This is a genomic window from Methanosarcina sp. KYL-1 (assembly GCF_024372725.1).
In the GTDB taxonomy this organism is placed as follows: Archaea; Halobacteriota; Methanosarcinia; order Methanosarcinales; family Methanosarcinaceae; genus Methanosarcina.
Map to the genome: position 1 here is coordinate 1 of NZ_VOUA01000046.1, position 17,728 is coordinate 17,728.

The 17,728-nt window shown below is 45.0% G+C and carries 16 protein-coding genes, 2 tRNA genes and 1 pseudogene; 9 read left to right on the forward strand and 10 right to left on the reverse strand.

Going from position 1 to position 17,728, the window contains the following annotated elements:
- Nucleotides 1-208 precede the first annotated feature (208 nt).
- Nucleotides 209-820 (reverse strand): cytochrome P460 family protein, encoded by a 612-nt coding sequence (locus tag FTO70_RS17400; protein WP_255337044.1) that lies wholly within the window; start codon nucleotides 818-820, stop codon nucleotides 209-211.
- Between the two features lie 191 nt (nucleotides 821-1,011).
- Between FTO70_RS17400 and FTO70_RS17405 the strand changes: the two genes are divergently transcribed.
- From FTO70_RS17405 to FTO70_RS17420, 4 genes are all read left to right on the forward strand, one after another.
- Nucleotides 1,012-2,109, forward strand: a complete 1,098-nt coding sequence (locus tag FTO70_RS17405) for an NADH:flavin oxidoreductase (RefSeq protein WP_255337045.1) — start codon at nucleotides 1,012-1,014, stop codon at nucleotides 2,107-2,109.
- A 299-nt stretch (nucleotides 2,110-2,408) separates the two neighbouring features.
- Nucleotides 2,409-2,987: a helix-turn-helix domain-containing protein gene (locus FTO70_RS17410; RefSeq protein WP_255337046.1), complete on the forward strand. Its 579-nt coding sequence runs from the start codon at nucleotides 2,409-2,411 to the stop codon at nucleotides 2,985-2,987.
- A gap of 107 nt (nucleotides 2,988-3,094) precedes the next feature.
- A complete protein-coding gene (locus FTO70_RS17415) occupies nucleotides 3,095-3,550 on the forward strand; it encodes a thioesterase family protein (protein ID WP_255337047.1) in 456 nt (151 codons plus the stop codon).
- Nucleotides 3,551-3,646: 96 nt separating this feature from the next.
- Nucleotides 3,647-5,290 carry an AMP-binding protein gene (locus tag FTO70_RS17420; protein WP_255337057.1) on the forward strand — a complete coding sequence of 548 codons (1,644 nt, stop codon included), beginning with the start codon at nucleotides 3,647-3,649 and terminating at the stop codon, nucleotides 5,288-5,290.
- A gap of 1,393 nt (nucleotides 5,291-6,683) precedes the next feature.
- On the opposite strand, the gene FTO70_RS17425 is transcribed toward FTO70_RS17420, so the two are convergent.
- Nucleotides 6,684-6,809, reverse strand: coding sequence for a hypothetical protein (locus tag FTO70_RS17425; RefSeq protein WP_255337048.1), 126 nt, complete (start codon nucleotides 6,807-6,809; stop codon nucleotides 6,684-6,686).
- Between the two features lie 235 nt (nucleotides 6,810-7,044).
- On the opposite strand from FTO70_RS17425, the gene FTO70_RS17430 reads away from it, so the two are divergent.
- The 3 genes and pseudogenes from FTO70_RS17430 to FTO70_RS17440 all read left to right on the forward strand — a co-directional run bounded on the left by FTO70_RS17430 (nucleotide 7,045) and on the right by FTO70_RS17440 (nucleotide 9,768).
- On the forward strand, nucleotides 7,045-8,214 hold the full coding sequence (locus FTO70_RS17430) for a DPP IV N-terminal domain-containing protein (protein ID WP_255337049.1): 1,170 nt from the start codon (nucleotides 7,045-7,047) through the stop codon (nucleotides 8,212-8,214).
- A gap of 351 nt (nucleotides 8,215-8,565) precedes the next feature.
- Nucleotides 8,566-9,471 (forward strand): annotated as a pseudogene (locus FTO70_RS17435) (PGF-pre-PGF domain-containing protein); the annotation flags it as partial.
- A gap of 30 nt (nucleotides 9,472-9,501) precedes the next feature.
- On the forward strand, nucleotides 9,502-9,768 hold the full coding sequence (locus tag FTO70_RS17440) for a hypothetical protein (protein ID WP_255337058.1): 267 nt from the start codon (nucleotides 9,502-9,504) through the stop codon (nucleotides 9,766-9,768).
- On the opposite strand, the gene FTO70_RS17445 is transcribed toward FTO70_RS17440, so the two are convergent.
- The 4 genes from FTO70_RS17445 to FTO70_RS17460 are packed head-to-tail and all read right to left on the reverse strand — an operon-like array spanning nucleotide 9,715 to nucleotide 12,693.
- A complete protein-coding gene (locus tag FTO70_RS17445; RefSeq protein ID WP_255337050.1) occupies nucleotides 9,715-9,939 on the reverse strand; it encodes a hypothetical protein in 225 nt (74 codons plus the stop codon). The two genes, FTO70_RS17440 and FTO70_RS17445, sit on opposite strands and share 54 nt — an antisense overlap.
- Nucleotides 9,891-10,676: an energy-coupling factor transporter transmembrane protein EcfT gene (locus FTO70_RS17450; RefSeq protein ID WP_255337051.1), complete on the reverse strand. Its 786-nt coding sequence runs from the start codon at nucleotides 10,674-10,676 to the stop codon at nucleotides 9,891-9,893. The genes FTO70_RS17445 and FTO70_RS17450 overlap by 49 nt, the downstream gene beginning before the upstream one ends.
- The gene (locus FTO70_RS17455) at nucleotides 10,673-12,172 is read right to left on the reverse strand and encodes an ABC transporter ATP-binding protein (protein WP_255337052.1); all 1,500 of its coding nucleotides are present in this window, start codon (nucleotides 12,170-12,172) and stop codon (nucleotides 10,673-10,675) included. The genes FTO70_RS17450 and FTO70_RS17455 overlap by 4 nt, the downstream gene beginning before the upstream one ends.
- Nucleotides 12,169-12,693, reverse strand: coding sequence for a tryptophan transporter (locus FTO70_RS17460; protein WP_255337053.1), 525 nt, complete (start codon nucleotides 12,691-12,693; stop codon nucleotides 12,169-12,171). The genes FTO70_RS17455 and FTO70_RS17460 overlap by 4 nt, the downstream gene beginning before the upstream one ends.
- A gap of 389 nt (nucleotides 12,694-13,082) precedes the next feature.
- On the opposite strand from FTO70_RS17460, the gene FTO70_RS17465 reads away from it, so the two are divergent.
- Nucleotides 13,083-13,994, forward strand: a complete 912-nt coding sequence (locus FTO70_RS17465) for a hypothetical protein (RefSeq protein ID WP_255337054.1) — start codon at nucleotides 13,083-13,085, stop codon at nucleotides 13,992-13,994.
- A 264-nt stretch (nucleotides 13,995-14,258) separates the two neighbouring features.
- Here FTO70_RS17465 and FTO70_RS17470 read toward each other — a convergent pair.
- The 4 genes from FTO70_RS17470 to FTO70_RS17485 all read right to left on the reverse strand — a co-directional run bounded on the left by FTO70_RS17470 (nucleotide 14,259) and on the right by FTO70_RS17485 (nucleotide 15,719).
- A tRNA-Glu gene (locus tag FTO70_RS17470) sits at nucleotides 14,259-14,336 on the reverse strand.
- A gap of 456 nt (nucleotides 14,337-14,792) precedes the next feature.
- Nucleotides 14,793-14,870 (reverse strand) — tRNA-Glu (locus FTO70_RS17475).
- Between the two features lie 168 nt (nucleotides 14,871-15,038).
- Nucleotides 15,039-15,455 (reverse strand): Lrp/AsnC family transcriptional regulator, encoded by a 417-nt coding sequence (locus FTO70_RS17480; RefSeq protein WP_255337055.1) that lies wholly within the window; start codon nucleotides 15,453-15,455, stop codon nucleotides 15,039-15,041.
- A gap of 39 nt (nucleotides 15,456-15,494) precedes the next feature.
- Nucleotides 15,495-15,719, reverse strand: coding sequence for an LSM domain-containing protein (locus FTO70_RS17485; RefSeq protein WP_011034307.1), 225 nt, complete (start codon nucleotides 15,717-15,719; stop codon nucleotides 15,495-15,497).
- 1,186 nt (nucleotides 15,720-16,905) lie between these two features.
- Here FTO70_RS17485 and FTO70_RS17490 point away from each other — a divergent pair.
- A complete protein-coding gene (locus tag FTO70_RS17490; RefSeq protein WP_255337056.1) occupies nucleotides 16,906-17,421 on the forward strand; it encodes a hypothetical protein in 516 nt (171 codons plus the stop codon).
- Nucleotides 17,422-17,728 lie beyond the last annotated feature (307 nt).

Below are 17,728 nucleotides of genomic sequence, written 5' to 3' on the forward strand. Positions count from 1 at the left end.
TATATAAACGTCTTTGAACAATTGATAGAAAGTTAATCAATTGTAGTATCGGGAAGTTGACGGCTTTCATCCCCCACCTGTCGGGCTACGCCCTCCGAGGAAGGGGACTTCCCGCCTTAGAGTTAAATCCTTTTCATGTGGATTGTGATTACGGTTGAATATCTGGCTCTGCAGAAGTTATTTGTTTTTACCTGTTCTCAATTTGCTTTTACTTGATGCCCCCCGTAAACAGATAGTCATTATTTGCCTGTCTTGTATGGCAGTTGTAGCAGGTTAGAACCTTGCCTTCTGCTATTATTTCTCCGTCTGCGTCATACTGTAGCCAGAACCAGTCGTTATGGTCCGGATCAAAGCCTTCGATCTTATGCATAACTACAACTGCTTCCAGTTCGCCGTCGGAGTTATAACCCTCTTTTACAATTGTGCTACTGTCAGGCATGATGCCAGCTTTTTCCTCTATAGCTGAATAAGCATCGTCCGAGACATAGATGGTAATCATATCTCCGTGAGGACCCTTCCCCTCATCGAGCTCGCCGGTGCCTGGCCAGAGCTCCCAGTTTTTGTAGTTGTCTTCTTCTGTCACATAAGCTTTGATTTCTTCTCCAGTGGGCTCAGGCCCGGGACCGGTTTCCGGAGTTTCGGCAGGTGTTTCAGTCCCTGCTTCTTCAGCCGGTTCTTGCTCTGTTTCAGCTGGTGTTTCAGCTGGTGTTTCAGCTGGTGTTTCAGCTGGTGTTTCAGCTGGTGTTTCGGTTTCGTTCGGTGTTTCCGTTTCCGGGGATGTGCATCCGAAGCACAGGGATACACACAGGACTAAAAGCATTGTGTACACGAAATATTTTGTTTTATGCGTAATACCTACCCCCCAGTGGTTTTCTACTATTTACGATTCAATAGCTATTATTTTTGTTTATAAAATAAATTCAGGTTGAGATGGCATAATTTTTAGAAATTCTTTTCCTTTTCTCCGGGTTCCGGGAAAATTATTTACCCTGCCCTTTCCTATCATTTCGTATGATTTTTGACCCGATTACAGTCTGCAACCTGGACCTGCAGAACCGCTTTGTCAGGTCCGCGACTCAGGAGTTCATGGCCGAAGAGGACGGGACACCTACCGGAAGGCTTGGGGACCTCTATGAAGAACTTGCCAGAAACGAAGTGGGGCTGATCATCACGGGCTATTCTTATGTGCTGCCGGGGGGGCAGAGTGATGCTTTGCAGCAGGGCATCTACGACGACCGTTTCATCGAGCCTTACAGGAAGATTACCGAAAGGGTACACCGCTACAAAAGCAAGATCGTGCTCCAGGTTGTGCACGGAGGGCGGCAGGCAAATATCTCGGCAGAGTTTCCGGTCCCTATTGCCCCTTCCCAGGTCAAGAACGGGCATTCTTCGGTGGTTCCCCGGGAGATGACTGAAGAAGAAATCCTGGAAATGATAGAGGCTTTCACAAAAGCGGCTGTCCGGGCAAAAAAAGCGGGGTTCGACGGCGTGCAGCTCCACTGCGCCCACGGTTTCCTGCTCAGCAACTTCATTTCGCCATATACCAATACCAGGGCCGACCGCTGGGGGGGGTCCGTGGAAAACAGGTCCCGGATTATCACGGAGATTGTCCGGCGGATAAAAGAAGAGGCAGGGCCGGAGTTTCCCATCATGGTTAAATTAAATGCAACGGACGGTTTCCGGTCCGGCACCGCAAAGGCGGGGCTCGGGCTTAATGCTCCGGAGTGTGTGGAAATTGCAAAGCTCCTGGAGAAAGCCGGGGTCTGCGCAATCGAGGTCAGTGGGGGGATCAGTGAAGCCGGAGGGGTTACCATAAGGACCGCAATCAACTCCCCTGCCAAAGAAGCGTACTTCAAGAACTACTCCAAAATGATAAAGGCTGCCGTGGGCATCCCGGTTATCCTGGTTGGGGGAATCCGGTCCCTTTCGGTCATGCAGTGCCTCATTGAGAGCGGGTGTGCGGACTTCATTTCCATGAGCCGTTCATTCATAAGCGAGCCTGACCTTGTTCCAAAGCTTAAGTCGGGAAAATCCAGCAAGGCCAGGTGCGTGTCCTGTAATCTCTGTTTCGATCCCGAGGGGATCAGGTGCAATTTCGAGTTTGATTGAAGCCCGGGGTCTTTGCCCCGGTTTTAACCTCATTTTTACCTTCTTTCTACCTTAACCCAATTTTTGCCTGCTGACTTCTTGCCTTTATTTTTCACTTTTACCTGCTTCTTTTTACCTTTATTCACTCTCAATTGAAGACATTTTTACTTTATATCCATTGTTGAAACCTGGACTTGAACGTATATTTTTTATAATAGATGGATGCAAAAAGGAGTTAAGCCGTACAGGCTATTCATATGGGATTCCGGTTAACATTTTTCCGGCCCGCTACCTTAAAACACGCATGAGGAAACAGAATAATGTCAGAAGAGAACCGTGTTGGAAACAAGATACGCCAGCTTAGAGAAGCCCAGGAAATGACCGTTGAAGAACTGGCTGAGGCCAGTCAGAGCAGCGTGGAGTTAATCCAGCAGTTAGAAAACGGAGCCCTCGTTCCGTCCTTAACACCTCTTTTAAAGATTGCCCGGGCTTTAGGCGTCCGCCTCGGTACTTTTCTGGATGACATGCCCCAGAGCGGGCCTGTGGTGGTCAGGGCAGGGCTGTCCGAAAACGTAGTCCGCTTCTCGGGAAAGACCGAGCAGCCGAAGAAGAGCGCGCTTGAGTTCTATTCCCTTGCTTCTGATAAGGCAGACCGCCACATGGAGCCTTTCATCATTGATATCCATCCCTCTTCCGAGGAAAGCCACAAGCTCTCATCCCATGAAGGAGAAGAGTTCATCTACGTCCTTGCCGGAGAAATTGAAATCTTCTACGGCAAGGATGTTCACAGGCTGAGTGTCGGAGACAGCATCTATTACGATTCCATTGTCCCACATGATGTCCATGCAGCGGGAAAAGAGGATGCACGAATAATGGCTGTAGTCTATGCTCCTCTCTGAAAACCTGAGTTAGGTGGGTAAGAGAGTAAGAATGTGACTTAAACTGACAGAAGTTTATATTAAAAATTGGATAATTGATACAGATATTAAGAGTTAGGGAATCCAAAATGTTCAGTATAAATGTTAGTCCGCGCTTTGGAGATATTGATGGTCTCGGGCATATAAATAACACAGTCCTTCCGGTCTGGTTTGAAACGGGAAGAAATGCCATTTTCAGGCTTTTCTCACCGGACCTTAACCTTAGCCCTGATGTATGGCACCTGATTCTTGTAAGAACTGAGTTTGATTTTCTGAACCAGATGTATTTCAGGTCCGATGTGGAGATCAGAACCTTCGTTACAAAGATCGGAAACAGTTCCTTTACTGTCGGGCATGAAGCCTGGCAGGAAGGGGAACTAAAGGTCAGGGGCCAGGCGGTACTGGTCTATTATGATTTCAAACTCCAGAAAGCGTTTCCCCTTCCGGAATCTATCCGCGAAATGTTAAAAAGGCATATGTGCCCTTCAATGGATGCCTCCCCGGTGGACGCAGAAACTGATACGGATTCTCCCTGCTCGATTTAAATGTACTTCAGGAACGCCTTTGGCCGGCCTGGATGTAAAAACCCCATTCATAAGCTGGAAGTTTCTGAAAGTAGTCCAGAAAAAGAGGCTGAAACCATGCATCTTATAGAAGATTCTCTAGGAGAATACTTTGAAAAACAGGTAGCTATAGACCCTGACCACGAGTTTATGGTTTATCCTGACCGTAACCTGCGCTTTACTTACGGCCAATTCAATGAAAGGGTAAACAACCTTGCAAAAGGGCTGCTTGCGATCGGGATAAAAAAGGGAGATCATATAGGAATCTGGGCAAAGAACGTCCCTGACTGGCTTACCTTCATGTTTGCCACCTCAAAGATTGGAGCAGTGCTCGTTACGGTAAATACTGCTTACAAGAGCCATGAAGTTGAGTATGTGCTCAAACAGTCAGATATGAAGGCACTTGCTCTTATCGATAGTTTCAGGGAAGTTGATTACCTGGAAATTATCAATGAACTGGTTCCCGAGTTAAAAAATTCAGAAAGAGGGCGCCTGAAAAGTAAAAATTTCCCATTCCTGAAGAGCGTAATTTATGTCGGACAGGAAAAGCACAGAGGGATGTACAATACCAGTGAGCTGATGCTCCTTGGTAGCCATTATCCGGATGACGAGCTTAAGGAAATTCTGGCAAGTGTTCGCGGGGATGATGTGGTCAACATGCAGTACACCTCAGGGACTACCGGTTTTCCGAAAGGGGTTATGCTGACAAGCAAAAATATCCTGAACAACGGGCTCTCCATCGGCGACCGCCAGAAGTTCACCCATGAAGACCGGCTCTGCCTGCCTGTGCCTCTTTTCCACTGCTTTGGAACAGTGCTCGGGGTTATGGCTGTCCTGACCCACAGGGCAACGCTTGTTATGCTTGAGGTTTTCGACCCTCTCCTGGTGCTTGCTGCGGTCCAGAAAGAGAAGTGTACGGCTCTCTACGGTGTGCCTACGATGTTTATTGCCGAGTACACCCACCCTATGTTTGAGATGTTTGACATGTCTTCTCTAAGGACCGGGATCATGGCTGGTTCGACCTGCCCTGTAGAAGCCATGAAAAAGGTCGTAAAAGATATGCACTGCTATCAGATCACCAGTGTTTACGGGCTTACGGAAGCATCTCCTGGAATGACTCAAACAACTGTGGATGATCCCGTTGAACTCAGGGTTGAAACTGTAGGAAAGTGCTTCCCCGGAGTTGAAGTCCGTGTAGTTGACCCGGTTACAAATGAGCCAGTGCCCCCAAACACTGTTGGGGAAATTTGCTGCCGTGGGTACAATGTGATGAAGGGTTACTATCAGATGCCGGAAGAAACGAAAAAGGTGATTGACGAAGGTGGCTGGCTGCACAGCGGAGACCTCGGTACCTGTGACGAAAACGGGTACTACAGGATTACAGGCCGGATCAAGGACATGATCATCCGTGGAGGGGAAAACATCTACCCCAGGGAAATTGAGGAGTTCCTGCACGCCATGCCTGGGGTCAGAGACGCCCAGGTCGTTGGCATTCCCGACAAAAAATACGGGGAAATCGTGGGCGCTTTTGTGATCCTCGAAAAGGGCGCGGACCTGGCTGAAGAGGACATCCGGGACTATGCCATAAGCCGGATTGCCCGTTACAAAGTCCCCAAGCACATCTTTATCGTTGATGAGTACCCGCTTACAGCAAGCGGCAAGATCCAGAAGTACAGGCTCAGGGAACTTGCAGTGGAACTTATCAAGAAGAAAGAGGAATAAATAAAAGGAATAATAAAAGGAATAAACGGCTGAAGGAATAAACTGCGAGTTCCTTAATAGCTAATTCCTTAATAGGGATCATAAATGTTGATTCCTTTATAGGATCCCATAAATGCCGGCCTGCGGGTCGGCAGCTTTTTCTTGATTTTATAATATTCTTTTGCATCAAAAATTTCTTTTCCATTAAAATATTCCATAACAATCAAATTTTAAAAGGCTACTATTTACTTACATGCTATTAAAAAATTATAGTTGGAATAAATATTTCCGGTGATAAAAAAGCAAAGCGCCTTTGAATATTTGACAGAATTCATTATATATAGAATTTCGTCGTTAAAAGAATCGAAGTTGTAAGAGAAGCACATTAGTGCATAGTTGTGAAAAAAGAATATGTGGGAATATTCTTTAAATCGGGGATTTTCATCCGATTGAGGGCTCACGGGCCAAAATGGGCTCTCAATCAACTAACAGACCATCTTCAAGTGACTTCTCTTGCAACAAATCAAGGAATATTGGGAGGTATTCTTTGAATTGGGGGGTTTCACCCGATTGAGAACCCTGGGCCAATAACGGGTTCTCAATCAATCACCTTCTTTTAACTTCTTTTTTGAAAAGCACACAAGCTCAATTCAAGCAGAACATATTTTTAATCTAAATGCTTAAACAAACAAGTATGAGCTGTGAATGACAAGCAAGATGCAATTTTACCGAAGAGTTAATCCGGGCGCTTTCTTCAAGCTGCACACTCTTACCCCTATGTGCCTCCACTAATCCACTATAATATACAATTACCTAATCACTCCATTGTATATAAATTTTCGGACATAGTGAATATTCTGGCATTGGATATATTTATTCAACAAAGTATTTGTTTCCGTTTTTTTCTTTTTTGTTCTATTCTGGAGCAAGAAAAATGCCTTCATTGGCCCTCTTTTTTTGGTTTCCGTGTTCGTCTGGTTTTTATATTTTGCGGTCGGTCACTTTCAACCTTCTAATTATTTAACTTCATTGAAAAATATAATGATATTAAATTGTTTAAGGGGGAGAAAATTTCCTGAACCTTCAAAAGATTAAGACATCTCAAAACGTTCAAAAACTCAAAAACATTAACAACTATCAAAGATTTACCATAAATTATTATATATAGTATTTAGGCCTTGGTATCATTGGAAGTAAAAGAAACATAGTCCCATGTAAGCTAACATATGGGAGAATTCTAAACGGGGGTTTCACCGATTGAGAGCTCAGGGATCTGAAAAAGAGAGCTCTCAATCAATCACCAACTCTTCAAATCCTGTTTTTGTTTTCTTAAGGGGGTTTTCATTCGATTGAGAGTCCATGGGCCTTCATAAAAGGGCTCTCAATCAATTGCCTCTCTTTAATTTTCGTTCTCTCAATAAGTTGCTCTGTTGTCGTAGAACCTATTTTTTGCTTTTTTAATTTTTTTCTGATTTTTAGCCGCCCTATTGTTTTGTATTCCACCGTTATTCATTCCTTTTCGGAAGACATCGTCAGGCAAGCTAGCGGGAGAACATTGGAACTCAGTAATTCTCTATTCTCATAAATACGTCGTTTAAATCGATCTGTTAATTAGACCGATATTTTTCATAGGTGTCTCTTTTAAAATTATTTTTCCGTTAATTATATATTCGTTAGAATGTTTGTTATTATGACGGGGGCGGTCTTGTTCCTTATTATACTGCCTCTATAGGGTTTGTATTTTCGTTTTTATCGAAAATGGATGGTATGTGGTTATGATAATGAATATGAGGTTAATTTTTCTGTTGATATGCGTTGCTTTTCTAATGGTCGTTGCATCAAATGCAGCATCAGCTGATTCTATTGCTGTTGAGGCATTAACGGATGTGACCTCTAACACCATTGATGAATGGGGTCCTGTTTGGTCTCCGGAGGGGGATAAAATTCTTTTTCTAAGAGATGGAGATCTATACAGGGTATTTTCCAATGGTTCGGGAGAAATGCCCCTTACTGAAACTGGTGGGTATGCAGGGGATTATTCATGGTCTCCTGATGGGAATAATATTTTGTATTCTTTTGTTATCGATGGTCTGAACACCGATATTTTGGTCATCAATACAGATGGATTCTCTGAGTCCAGGTTGACAGGCTCAAATACCCCCGTGGGAAGAAACGACACCGGAACCTGGTCTCCATCTGGTTCAAAGATCGCCTATCTCTCCGGTCTTGATGATCAGTTTGGTTACATTATGGTAATGAACCCCGATGGGTCCGATAAACAGATAATTGCGGGTCCTCTCCTGGATAATTGTATTAGTTCTTTGGCCTGGTCCCCTGATTCTTTAAAGATAGCATTTGAATCATACTCGCTTGATGAGGGAATATACATTGGCGTTCTAAATTCTGATGGAAGTAATTTTACTACAATTCCATATGGATACCTGACCCCTCAAACTCAATCATGGCAGTCTCAGGTGTGGTCTCCTGATGGTTCAAAAATATTATATTATTCTCGTGAATCCGGAAATGGGGATCTATACACCATAAACGCCGATGGTTCCGGGAAAACTCAGTTGACGACAGATGAAGCAGACGACTCTAATCCGCTTTTTTCCCCGGCGGGGAGTAGAATTGTATTCGTGTCGGATAGGGCCGGAAACAATGATATCTGGGTCATGGATGCGGATGGTAATAATAAAGTGCAGTTGACCTCAGACACAGCAGACGATCGCTATCCCGTATGGAGTCCTGACGGTACTAAAATTGCTTTTTGTTCTAATCGAAATGGGAATTATGATATCTGGGTAATGGACCTCTCAGGAGATGTTTTACAGGAGTCACCATCTCCGAGAGTCACAGGTTTTACAGTTGACCCCTCAAATGGAGTTCCCGAAGACGGAACCGCTGCCATATCCATTACAGTAAGAAACGACGGCAATAAGTAAGGCGAAGGTTATATTGTCGTTTCTTTACCGAATGATGAAGAAATCTTGAGTGTTACGGGTACAGGTAGTGGGTATAATAAACTTTACCCAAAAGGCAGTTCTATTCTCGGAAAAGATGGTCAGATACATATTTCAGAATACCAGATTGCATAGCTCCAGGAATTTGACTGGGTATCCGGGCAGGAAGAAACGCTAACAATCGAACTGAAGCCTGATACAGTTTCGGATGAAATTGTGTTCTTCACAAGAGCAGCTTTGAAAAATGATGCTATCGGCGTTTATGGGTGAGACCCGGTTTCTTCAGTTGATGCCGACCAGCAGGGCTGGTATGTTTATACTTATTCGGTTCCCGTGATCGCTGCGGACCCGGACTCCTCTACGGAGAATAATTCCGGGTCCGATAGTCCCGAATCAGCTGCTCCTGCTCCTTATCTGGTCATAGAGAATATCTCATGGGAGCCAGCGACTCCTTATGAAAAAGACAATATGAAGTTTGAGGTTACGCTAGAGAACAAAGGTTCCGGACCTTCCGGAAAATTCAATGCAACTTGCTATATTGGAGGGGATGAAGTTTCTTTAAACTCAGTTTCCGGACTCGAAGCAGGTTCAAATACTTCTTTTACATTTGACTGGGTTCCATCATCTTCAGGAAATCTGAATATAAAGGCAGTTGCGGATGCGGATACCCAGGTTCTTGAATCTGCTGAAGGAAATAATGAAGAAGTAGAGTCTTTTGCTGTGAGAAGCCCCTACACCTCTTCTTTCTCCTCCTCTCGCAGCTCTGGTGGCGGAGGCGGTGGAGCCGGCTCCCCGGAACCTACCAGCAACGTTGAGGTAAAAGAACTCTCTCAGGAATTCATTACCAACGGCAACCATGTGAAATTTAAATTCCTGCAAAACGTGACCTGTATCACTTATGTGGAGTTTGAGCCGAAGCGCAGTCTAGGTAAAGTGACCGCCATTGTTGAGATGCTGAAAGGGCAGTCGAAGATTGTCCCAACATCTCCTTCAGGAGAGGTTTACAGGTATGTGAACATCCGGGTGGGCAACCGGGGAGTAGCGGACCCAAAGAACATTGAAAACGCAGTTGTTGGGTTTTAAGTGGAAAAAGACTGGATTTCCGAAAACGAGATTGATGAGTCTGAAGTAAGGCTGTGCAGGTATAGTGAAGATAAGTGGGAATAACTTTCTGCCAGGAAAGTCGGGGAAGACGACAATTATGTTTACTTTGAAGCTGAAACACCCGGCTTTTCTCCGTTTGCGATAGTCATCCCCTCGGCAGAAGGTATGGATAAGGTCTCAGATCTGACTGCAGCCTCTGCAGAAGGGGGTATGGAAGTGTTGGAAGAGTATGTGAAGTCCCCGGAGTCTCCGGGAGTAGCAGACCAGGAAGCGGTTGCTGAAACTGGTGAAATACTTGAAAATATGTCAGTTGATGCAGGAAATTTAAGCGGTGATGAAAAGCCCGATGAAAAGCCGTTGTTCCTGTTGTCGATGCTTTTACTTTTCTTTGTGGTATTGATCGGGTATATGGTGATAAGGAAGAAAAGTTAAACCTTTGCTTCTGCCTTTTTCTTCTTTTCTTTCTTCTTCTTTTCTTTCTTCTTCTTTTCTTTCTTCTTCTTTTCTTTCTTCTTCTTCTTTTCTTTCTTCTTCTTCTTCTTCTTCTTCTTCTTTTACATTAATCCGCCAAGGACAACTCCTATTCCCATGACCGCCACACACCCTACAGCTACCACATCCACCTTGTTCCATTCGAGTTTGTGTGCCTGTACGCTCTGCCTGTTCCTGTAGCCCCGCATGTCCATGGTGAGGCCGAGTACCTGCGTCCTGCCGAGGGAGTTTGCAACCAGGGGAACGAGGATAGGCTTAACACTCCGGATTTTTCCGCCGAGGCCTGTCCCGGGGTTGTATCCCCTTGCAAGCTGGGCTTCGTGGATCTTCTGGCCTTCTACCTGGAGGCTCGGGATGAAACGGAGGGCGATTACGAACATGAGCACGTAGTCAACAGGGACATGGACGGCCAGGAGGGCTTTCATGAGGTCGCTCGGCTTTGTGGTTACCACCAGGAGCTGGAAGGCAAAGAGCATGGCAAAGAAGCGCAGGGAAAGGACGGTGCCAAAGTCCAGGGCGCCGGTTGTGACCGGAACCATTCCGCCGGGTGCCAGGGTTCCGGGAGGGATAAGGTATCCGATTACGGTTCCGCTCTTTAAAGTGAAGACGGTGAGCAGGATCAGGGTAATGCTCAGGAAGACCAGGAGTTTGAGCTGCCTGAGGAGTTCTTGCTGGAGTCCGGCTTTTAAGGAGGCCAGGAAAATCCCGAGCACCATAAGGGCCAGGATTTCGGGGTTCGTTGTGAACACGCTCAGGGCTATTATGCCCGTTACTGCAGCAATTTTAGAAAGCGGGTTCATGCGGTGTAAAAAGCTGTCCCTGTTTATGTACTGCATAATCTCTTTCATGCCGGTATTCCTCCCTCGGCGGCTCTGGTGCTTGTGAAATCTTCTACGATTTTTCCGGCTTCCATGCGGATGACCCTTTCGGCGTGGTCTCTTACGATTTGCATGTTGTGGGTCACCATTATGATTGTGTGGCCTTCCTGCTGGAGCTTTCGCATGAGTTGCATCATCCTGTCCGACTCTTCGGCGTCCAGGCCGGTGGTGGGTTCGTCAAGCACTATCAGTTCGGGGCGCATGGCGATCACGCAGGCAACGGCAAGCCTCTGCCGTTCTCCCCGACTCAGGTGGCGGGGAAATGCTTCTCTTTTTTCACTGAGGTTGACAAGTTCCAGGGAACGGGTGATTGCTTCGGAGGCTTTTTGCCCTCTTACGCCGATGTTGTTAAGCCCGAAGGCGATTTCGGCTTCGACGGTGTCTTCAAAGAGCATATTGTCCGGGTTCTGGAAGACCAGGCCTGTGTGCTTCACCAGTTCATGTATTGGGGAAGAAACGGTATCCAGCCCTTTTAAGGCCACATTTCCGGAATGGGGGCGGAGGAGCCCGTTGAAGTGTTTGACAAGGGTGGTTTTTCCTGAGCCGTTTTCCCCAAGGATGGCAATGAACTCTCCGGGGTAGATGTCCAGGTCGAGGCCGTTTAGGGCCCGGACCTCTTCGTAACGCTGGGAGAGCTGCTTTACTGAAATGATCGGTTTTACTGATATGATCGGGTTGTTTTTTTTGCCCGGGGGAGAAAGGTCTGGTTCTCCTTTCCCCCGGGCGTGATGTGGTTCTTTATCGTGAGTTTCGGAATTTGCAGGCCCGGCTTGTATTTTTACTTCTCCGGGGCTCTTTGCTTCCTTTATCCTGCCTTTTTCGAGAAGTATAACCCTGTCTCCGATTTCCAGGAAATCCTCGATGTTGTGGTCAACGACTATGATTGTCTTGCCAGCTTCTTTTAAGCGCTTGAGGACGGAAAAGACCCTCTTTACTGCTTTTGTGTCCAGTTCGGCAGTAGCTTCGTCAAGGATTAAGACTTCGGTATCCAGGGCAAGGGTTGCAGCAAGGGCTGCTTTCTGTTTCTGGCCCCCGGAAAGGGTGTGAGGGGCCCGGTGTTTGAGGTGGCTTATTTCACACAGTTCCAGGACCTCTTCCATTCGGCGTTTGATTTCGGTTTCTGGAAGGCCGCGGTTTTCAAGCCCTGAACGGATTTCTTCTTCCACGGTTGTGAAAATTAGCTGGGACTCGGCATCGTCAAAGACCATCCCTATGTGCCGGCTAAGTTCCTTAATCCCGTCAAAGCTTTTGATGTCCCTGCCTTTGAACGTGATGTTTCCTTCGAAATGCCCCCCTATTTCCTGGTGGAGGATGCCTGCAACCGCAAGGGCGAGGGTTGTTTTGCCGGCTGCGCTGTGCCCCGTAACAAGGAGCAGTTCCCCGAAATGGATGTCCAGGTTGATGCCGGTAAGAGCCGGCGCTTCTGCTGTGCCGTAGGTGTAGGAGAAGTCCCTCAGTTCGATCATGCTCTCCCCCGGGCGAGTACCTTTGAAGCCGGTGGGTAGAGGATCTGGGCAATGACGGCGTTTGCTATTGCAGTCCCGATCACAATCGGAATTACCGCGCCTGCAAATGCGCCCATGGTGGTAAACTTCGATAGGATTGCCGGCGCTACCATGAGCATTGCAACTATGACAAATGAGGTCCCGCTGGCAAGGGTCCCTAAAAGGGTCGCAATGGCGGGAGAAACTGAAAGCTTGCTCCTGAGGGCTTTGAAGGTGAGGAGGCAGACAACTGCCCCTATGGGCTCACTTACCAGGTTTGCAGGCGGGAAGATGGAATGGCTGAGAAGGGCGCATACGATGCCTGCTACGATCCCGATTCCTATTACTTCTGTGAATTTGGGCACGACAAGGATGACTGCAAGACAGTAAAAAGCGATTACCAGATTCGAGACAATCGGTCCCGGGATTACCAGGGATAAGTAGCGCACTATTGCGCCCACTGCGAGTAAAATTCCAACGACAGCAATATCCTGTGATTTCATTAAAATCCACTTTCCATGTTAATTGTTACCGCATAATTGTTAGTAACCTGTCCATTGAGAGTTGAACATCGTAAAGCTACTAGACATAATAATACAATGAGGCATAATTATGTACATTAGTATATATGCTTTATGCTTCAATGAATCTTTATGTGTATTTTTTATCTGTTCTACTTCCATTCAGGGTTTTAGCTTACGGATTGAAATTTGCAAAGTAGTACAATTGGGAGTTGTTTTTCTCTCATGATAAGCCAAAAAACAGGTATAGGAACTGGTATCGGTTCAATATTTAATAACATTAAATATATATTTTGATAGGAAAACTGATGAGGGGTTGTGACATAGAATTAACAAGGAATATCCCAGCAAGGAATATCCCGGGGTTTGGCATGTCTTCGGTGGATGAACGTGAGCTTGATGAAGTCAGGGTGATTGAAGAAGGGCTCGGTGCAGCCTATGACAGGAATACGAAAAGGGTAGTGGAGGCATTTGATAAACTCAAGGAGTTCGCGCGCAGGTTGATTTACCTGGACGTCAGTGCGGAACATGAGCTTGATGCAAAGGCGTTGATCGTGGCCATGGGAGACATAGGGAAGATAACTGCGGAAAACAGGATGGAAATAGCCTCAGTGGCCGCTAGCCGTGCTCTGGGGGAAGTATGTCTGGAGGCTGCCAGCCAGGAAAGGGAAGCTCTCACGATAAAAGCTCTTTCAGTACTCGGGAACCTTTCCCGGGAGCTTGCGGGAAAGGGCCTGGACAGGGCAGCAAAAAGCGCAGCCGAATACCTGGGTACGTTTGGAAAAGCAGCTGCCAGGTCGAAAAAGGAAGACCATGTAAGCCTGGCTGATATTTACCTCATGCAGCTTGCCAGTAAAGCCCTGGATGAACACCTTCAGGAAACCGGGCCTGTTGCAGCGGGTCTACTGGGAGAGGTGGGGGCTGTCTCGGCGGGGCAGGCTCTTGAGGAAAGTGCAATGGGGGCAGCAATCCTCCTTGAAGACCTGGGTGCGGCCGCAGTCAGGAATAAGCATGAACCCCTGGTAAAGGCCGTTATTCACGCCTTCGGGCTTCTGGGAGAGGCTTTCTCCCTGCAGGAGCAGAAAAGTGCACTTGTACAGGCAGCCTGGTCCCTGGAAACAATCAGGCTCTTAGCCCTGGAGTATGGCATGAAAACTGCCGCCAGGGAGGCAAAGGTTGTGCTTGATTCCCTTAAAACCGCCGGGATCCTTGATGAAGAACAGAACCTGGAGAAAATCCAGGATCTCAGGAATTTCCACCAGAGGATCCTGAAAAAAAGCTAATTCTTCGCTGTCCTGGTCATCCGCTGTCCTGGTCGTCTACTGTCCTGATCATTCACTGTCCCGATAATCTACAGTCTATATATAATAATATTTTATAAGTTGCAGCCTAAAAACTCAGAATTATTTGCCAGATTATTAACAAAGGGACGAAAAGGGACGAAAAGGGATCAAAAGAGCATTAGAGAGATAGAAGGGACAGAATAGAGACATAAATAGACTAAATGAGACAGAAGTAAACGATTTAGAAAAAAGAGATTTGGTGATTGGTGCTCCGGCCGGGATTCGAACCCGAGTCTTCGGCTCGAAAGGCCGGAATGATTGGCCGGACTACACTACCGGAGCACATTGCATCTCACAGCGAATCCTTCAATATACCTTGTAATATATAAATCTGTCCCTCTTCTGCGGTATTTTGGGGCCGTTTGTCAATCGGATTCCGTATAGATTCCCAATTTTTCGGATAAAATGTTTTTTTTCGGAATTCTGGGCCGTAAATCAGGAGGTTTCTGGCTAAATTTCAGCGAGAAATTTGGGCTAAATCAGGGAATCCCCATATTAAATTTTGGAAGTTTGTGGTCCGGTTAGGAAATTTCAGGGCTAAATTCGGGAATTTCAGGGCTAGGGCATTTATGAGTATGGTTGCCTGGGAGCTTAATTTCAAGGTAGCCCGAAAACAAAGAAAAACCATGCAAAAATTTTTATGTCTATCCGGATTTATGGCAAAAGAACGTGTATTTACACTAAAGCAATGTATGCAAAAAGAACGGATAAATTGTGTAAAAGAACCTAAGAAAAGTTTGGTGCTCCGGCCGGGATTCGAACCCGAGTCTTCGGCTCGAAAGGCCGGAATGATTGGCCGGACTACACTACCGGAGCACGTCTGGTTATTCCTTCAAAGGGGTCTTATTAGCCCTTATTGAAGGGACTCTTCAATAAGGACCACTTGTATAAATAGCTTTCGATTGCTCGACCGCGATCTAAAAATTTTTATGTAAATTCGTATATAACTTTATATTTCTCTGGTTATTTTATGCCTTAAACTTCTTAGATATCATCAATATCTTCAACGTCTTCGGCGTCTTCAATATCTTCGATTTCATCGGCGTCTTCAGTTTCTTTTGACCCCTCAGCTTCTTCCAGCATCAGGTTTCCGATCCATTCACTTAGCCTTCCGCAGTATTCGGGTTGGCAGTCGCCTGTACAGCTGGTACACGCAGAAAACATTTCCCCGGAAAGCAGGAGGTCGTATTTCTCTTTTGCTTCCTCTTTTGCTTTCAGGAGGTATGTCCTTGCCCCGTTTGAGACTGCAACCTCACGGATGATAAGGTCTCTGTCCTGAAGCTTTTTTATGATCCTGGAACATTTCCTGCTGTCTATGTCCAGTTCTTTCCAGATGACGTTCTGGAAGACGCCTTCTTTATGTTTTTTTATTATGTTATATGCTTCTTCTTCAAGATCCATGCCTGCTTCCACTCTAGTTAAGTTCCCTCTTCAGACTCTTCAGTCTTCTACAGGGGTGATCAGTATGATATTATTGCCCCGCAGCACTACGGAACCAAGGGAGCGGACTTTTTCCCCTTTCACAATCTCCATAGTGTCCACAAGATGGAGGTTCATATAGTCGTCCACACTCTTGAGAGTGCCTTCAAGCAAGTTAAGGTCGCCCTTCATTTCTACCTGGATCCTTGATCCAACAATTTTCTGAACTTTTTTATTTGGGAACAAATTTAAACCCTCGCTTCTTCATTCTGTAATATTGATTTTCGGTCCGGGTTTTCGCTTTCAAGTCCAAAAGCCCGGGCGGGCGGCAACTGCAAAAGGGTCGGATCCGGTACTTCCACTTAGCCCTCTGCCTTTAATCAGCCGCTCCAGCAAGCAGCTGAAAATTATTAAGCGTCGTCACTCCACCGGCTTTCAAGAAAACTGAAATTACATACCCTTTTCAAAGATATATAACCATCGATCTCCAGAATTGTAGAAAGAGCCCCTCAGTCCGGAAGTTCCTGCACGGAGTTTTCAGGTTTTTTGAAGAAGTCCTGAACTATGAGCCTGCATCTTCTAAAAGAAAATGGGGCCTGCCTGCCATTTTTGTGAATAATCCAGGCTAATATGAATGTCAATTTGAGTAAAGAATGTCAATTTGAGTAAAGAATGTCAATTTGAGTAAAGAATGTCAATTTGAGTAAAGAATGTCAATTTGAGTAAAGAATGTCAATTTGAGTAAAGAATGTCAATTTGAGTAGTGCAGTTACTCCCTTGAATACGTCATCTCTATTTGTTCTGCAGCAGGTGCGTGGCTGAACTGCGGTAAATTAGTTTATTTCAACCGAATGCCCCGTATATTGTAGCGGATACGGGCATTTCCGGGAGAAACATTGATAATAAACCGAGTTATCACTTTAACTTTTTACTTGTTAACTTTTCCTCTAACTAACTTGTAGATGCATGCCTCTTTTTTTGGGTTTTGGAGAGTTGGTGTGAACATATCTTTTTGCTTGCGGCGGGATTTTCTAAATCAACTTTACTTGATTTGATTCTCTGCACTCTAAATATATTACCCTTTTTAATTAGAAATGCCTTCATGCGTCATCGGTTAAGATACTAAACGCCTAAATAGTGTTATTTCTTATACCAATATCTATAAATTATCTCGGAAAATCACTATGCATGGTATTCGAAGTTGTGCATAAAATTCGTTAACCGATGACAAAAGGAAATGCCTTTCACAATCTTTCACTATAGTTCCGAGTAGTTCGGTCCGATTCTGGTTTTTTACCCTCTAATCGGCATCAATGGGGTTTTATCTGTATGGGCAGTAGTTAGTACTCAGACGAATTAAAATAACACAAATTCATAACTTTTATATATCCATCATTATATTCTATTTATTTGAATTTATACTCAATTTTTGTTGATATCCACTTTCATTAAAATACTTGCAGGCGTTGATACCGGAGGAAAAATGAACGAAAAAATATACGAAATTAATCCCGAGGGGAAAGTAGCAGGCATTCCGTATGAAAATATTTCTATCGAATTCGAAGCTGATTTTTCAGACCTCGTAATTGAAGAATTCGATTTTTTTGGAGATAAAGCAAGAATAAATTCCGAAATCGAAAGTTTTGGAAAATTGCCTGATGCAAATGTGATCCACGTGGAAAGTGCTGCATCCGAGAAAAAATGTATGAACCTCAAAGAAACGATTTCTCATGAGAACGTTCTACCATATGATGTGTTAACTATTTTTAAGGTATTCTACGGATACTACAATAGAGATGAGATTCAAGATGTAATGAAAAGAGCACGGAAAGAATATTATAACCTTAGTTCCCAAATTTTAAGCGCATATAAGCATTATATGATCTCAATAGCTGCCGATTTTGAAGTACAGTCCAAAAAATCATGTGCTTATAATTTAAGCACATAATTCAACATCTTAAGGCCTTTATGCGCCTAAAAATGCGGAATGCAGGTTATAATAATTTCCTACCCCAGTTTCTATCTGATGAAATGAAAAGGGCCATTGAGCAAAACAAGAATTTAAAGAGTGTATATACAGTATTGGAAGCCTGAAATCTGCTATATGATCTCTGAGATAATATATTATTTCGTAACTATTCAGCCCTACTTTGATTAATGTCAATTTTTCCTCGGAAGGAGGAAAAATTGCATATAAAATAACATTGTTTTTTCAGCATCATGCTTACACGTGAAGAGATCCTTGAAATTTATGA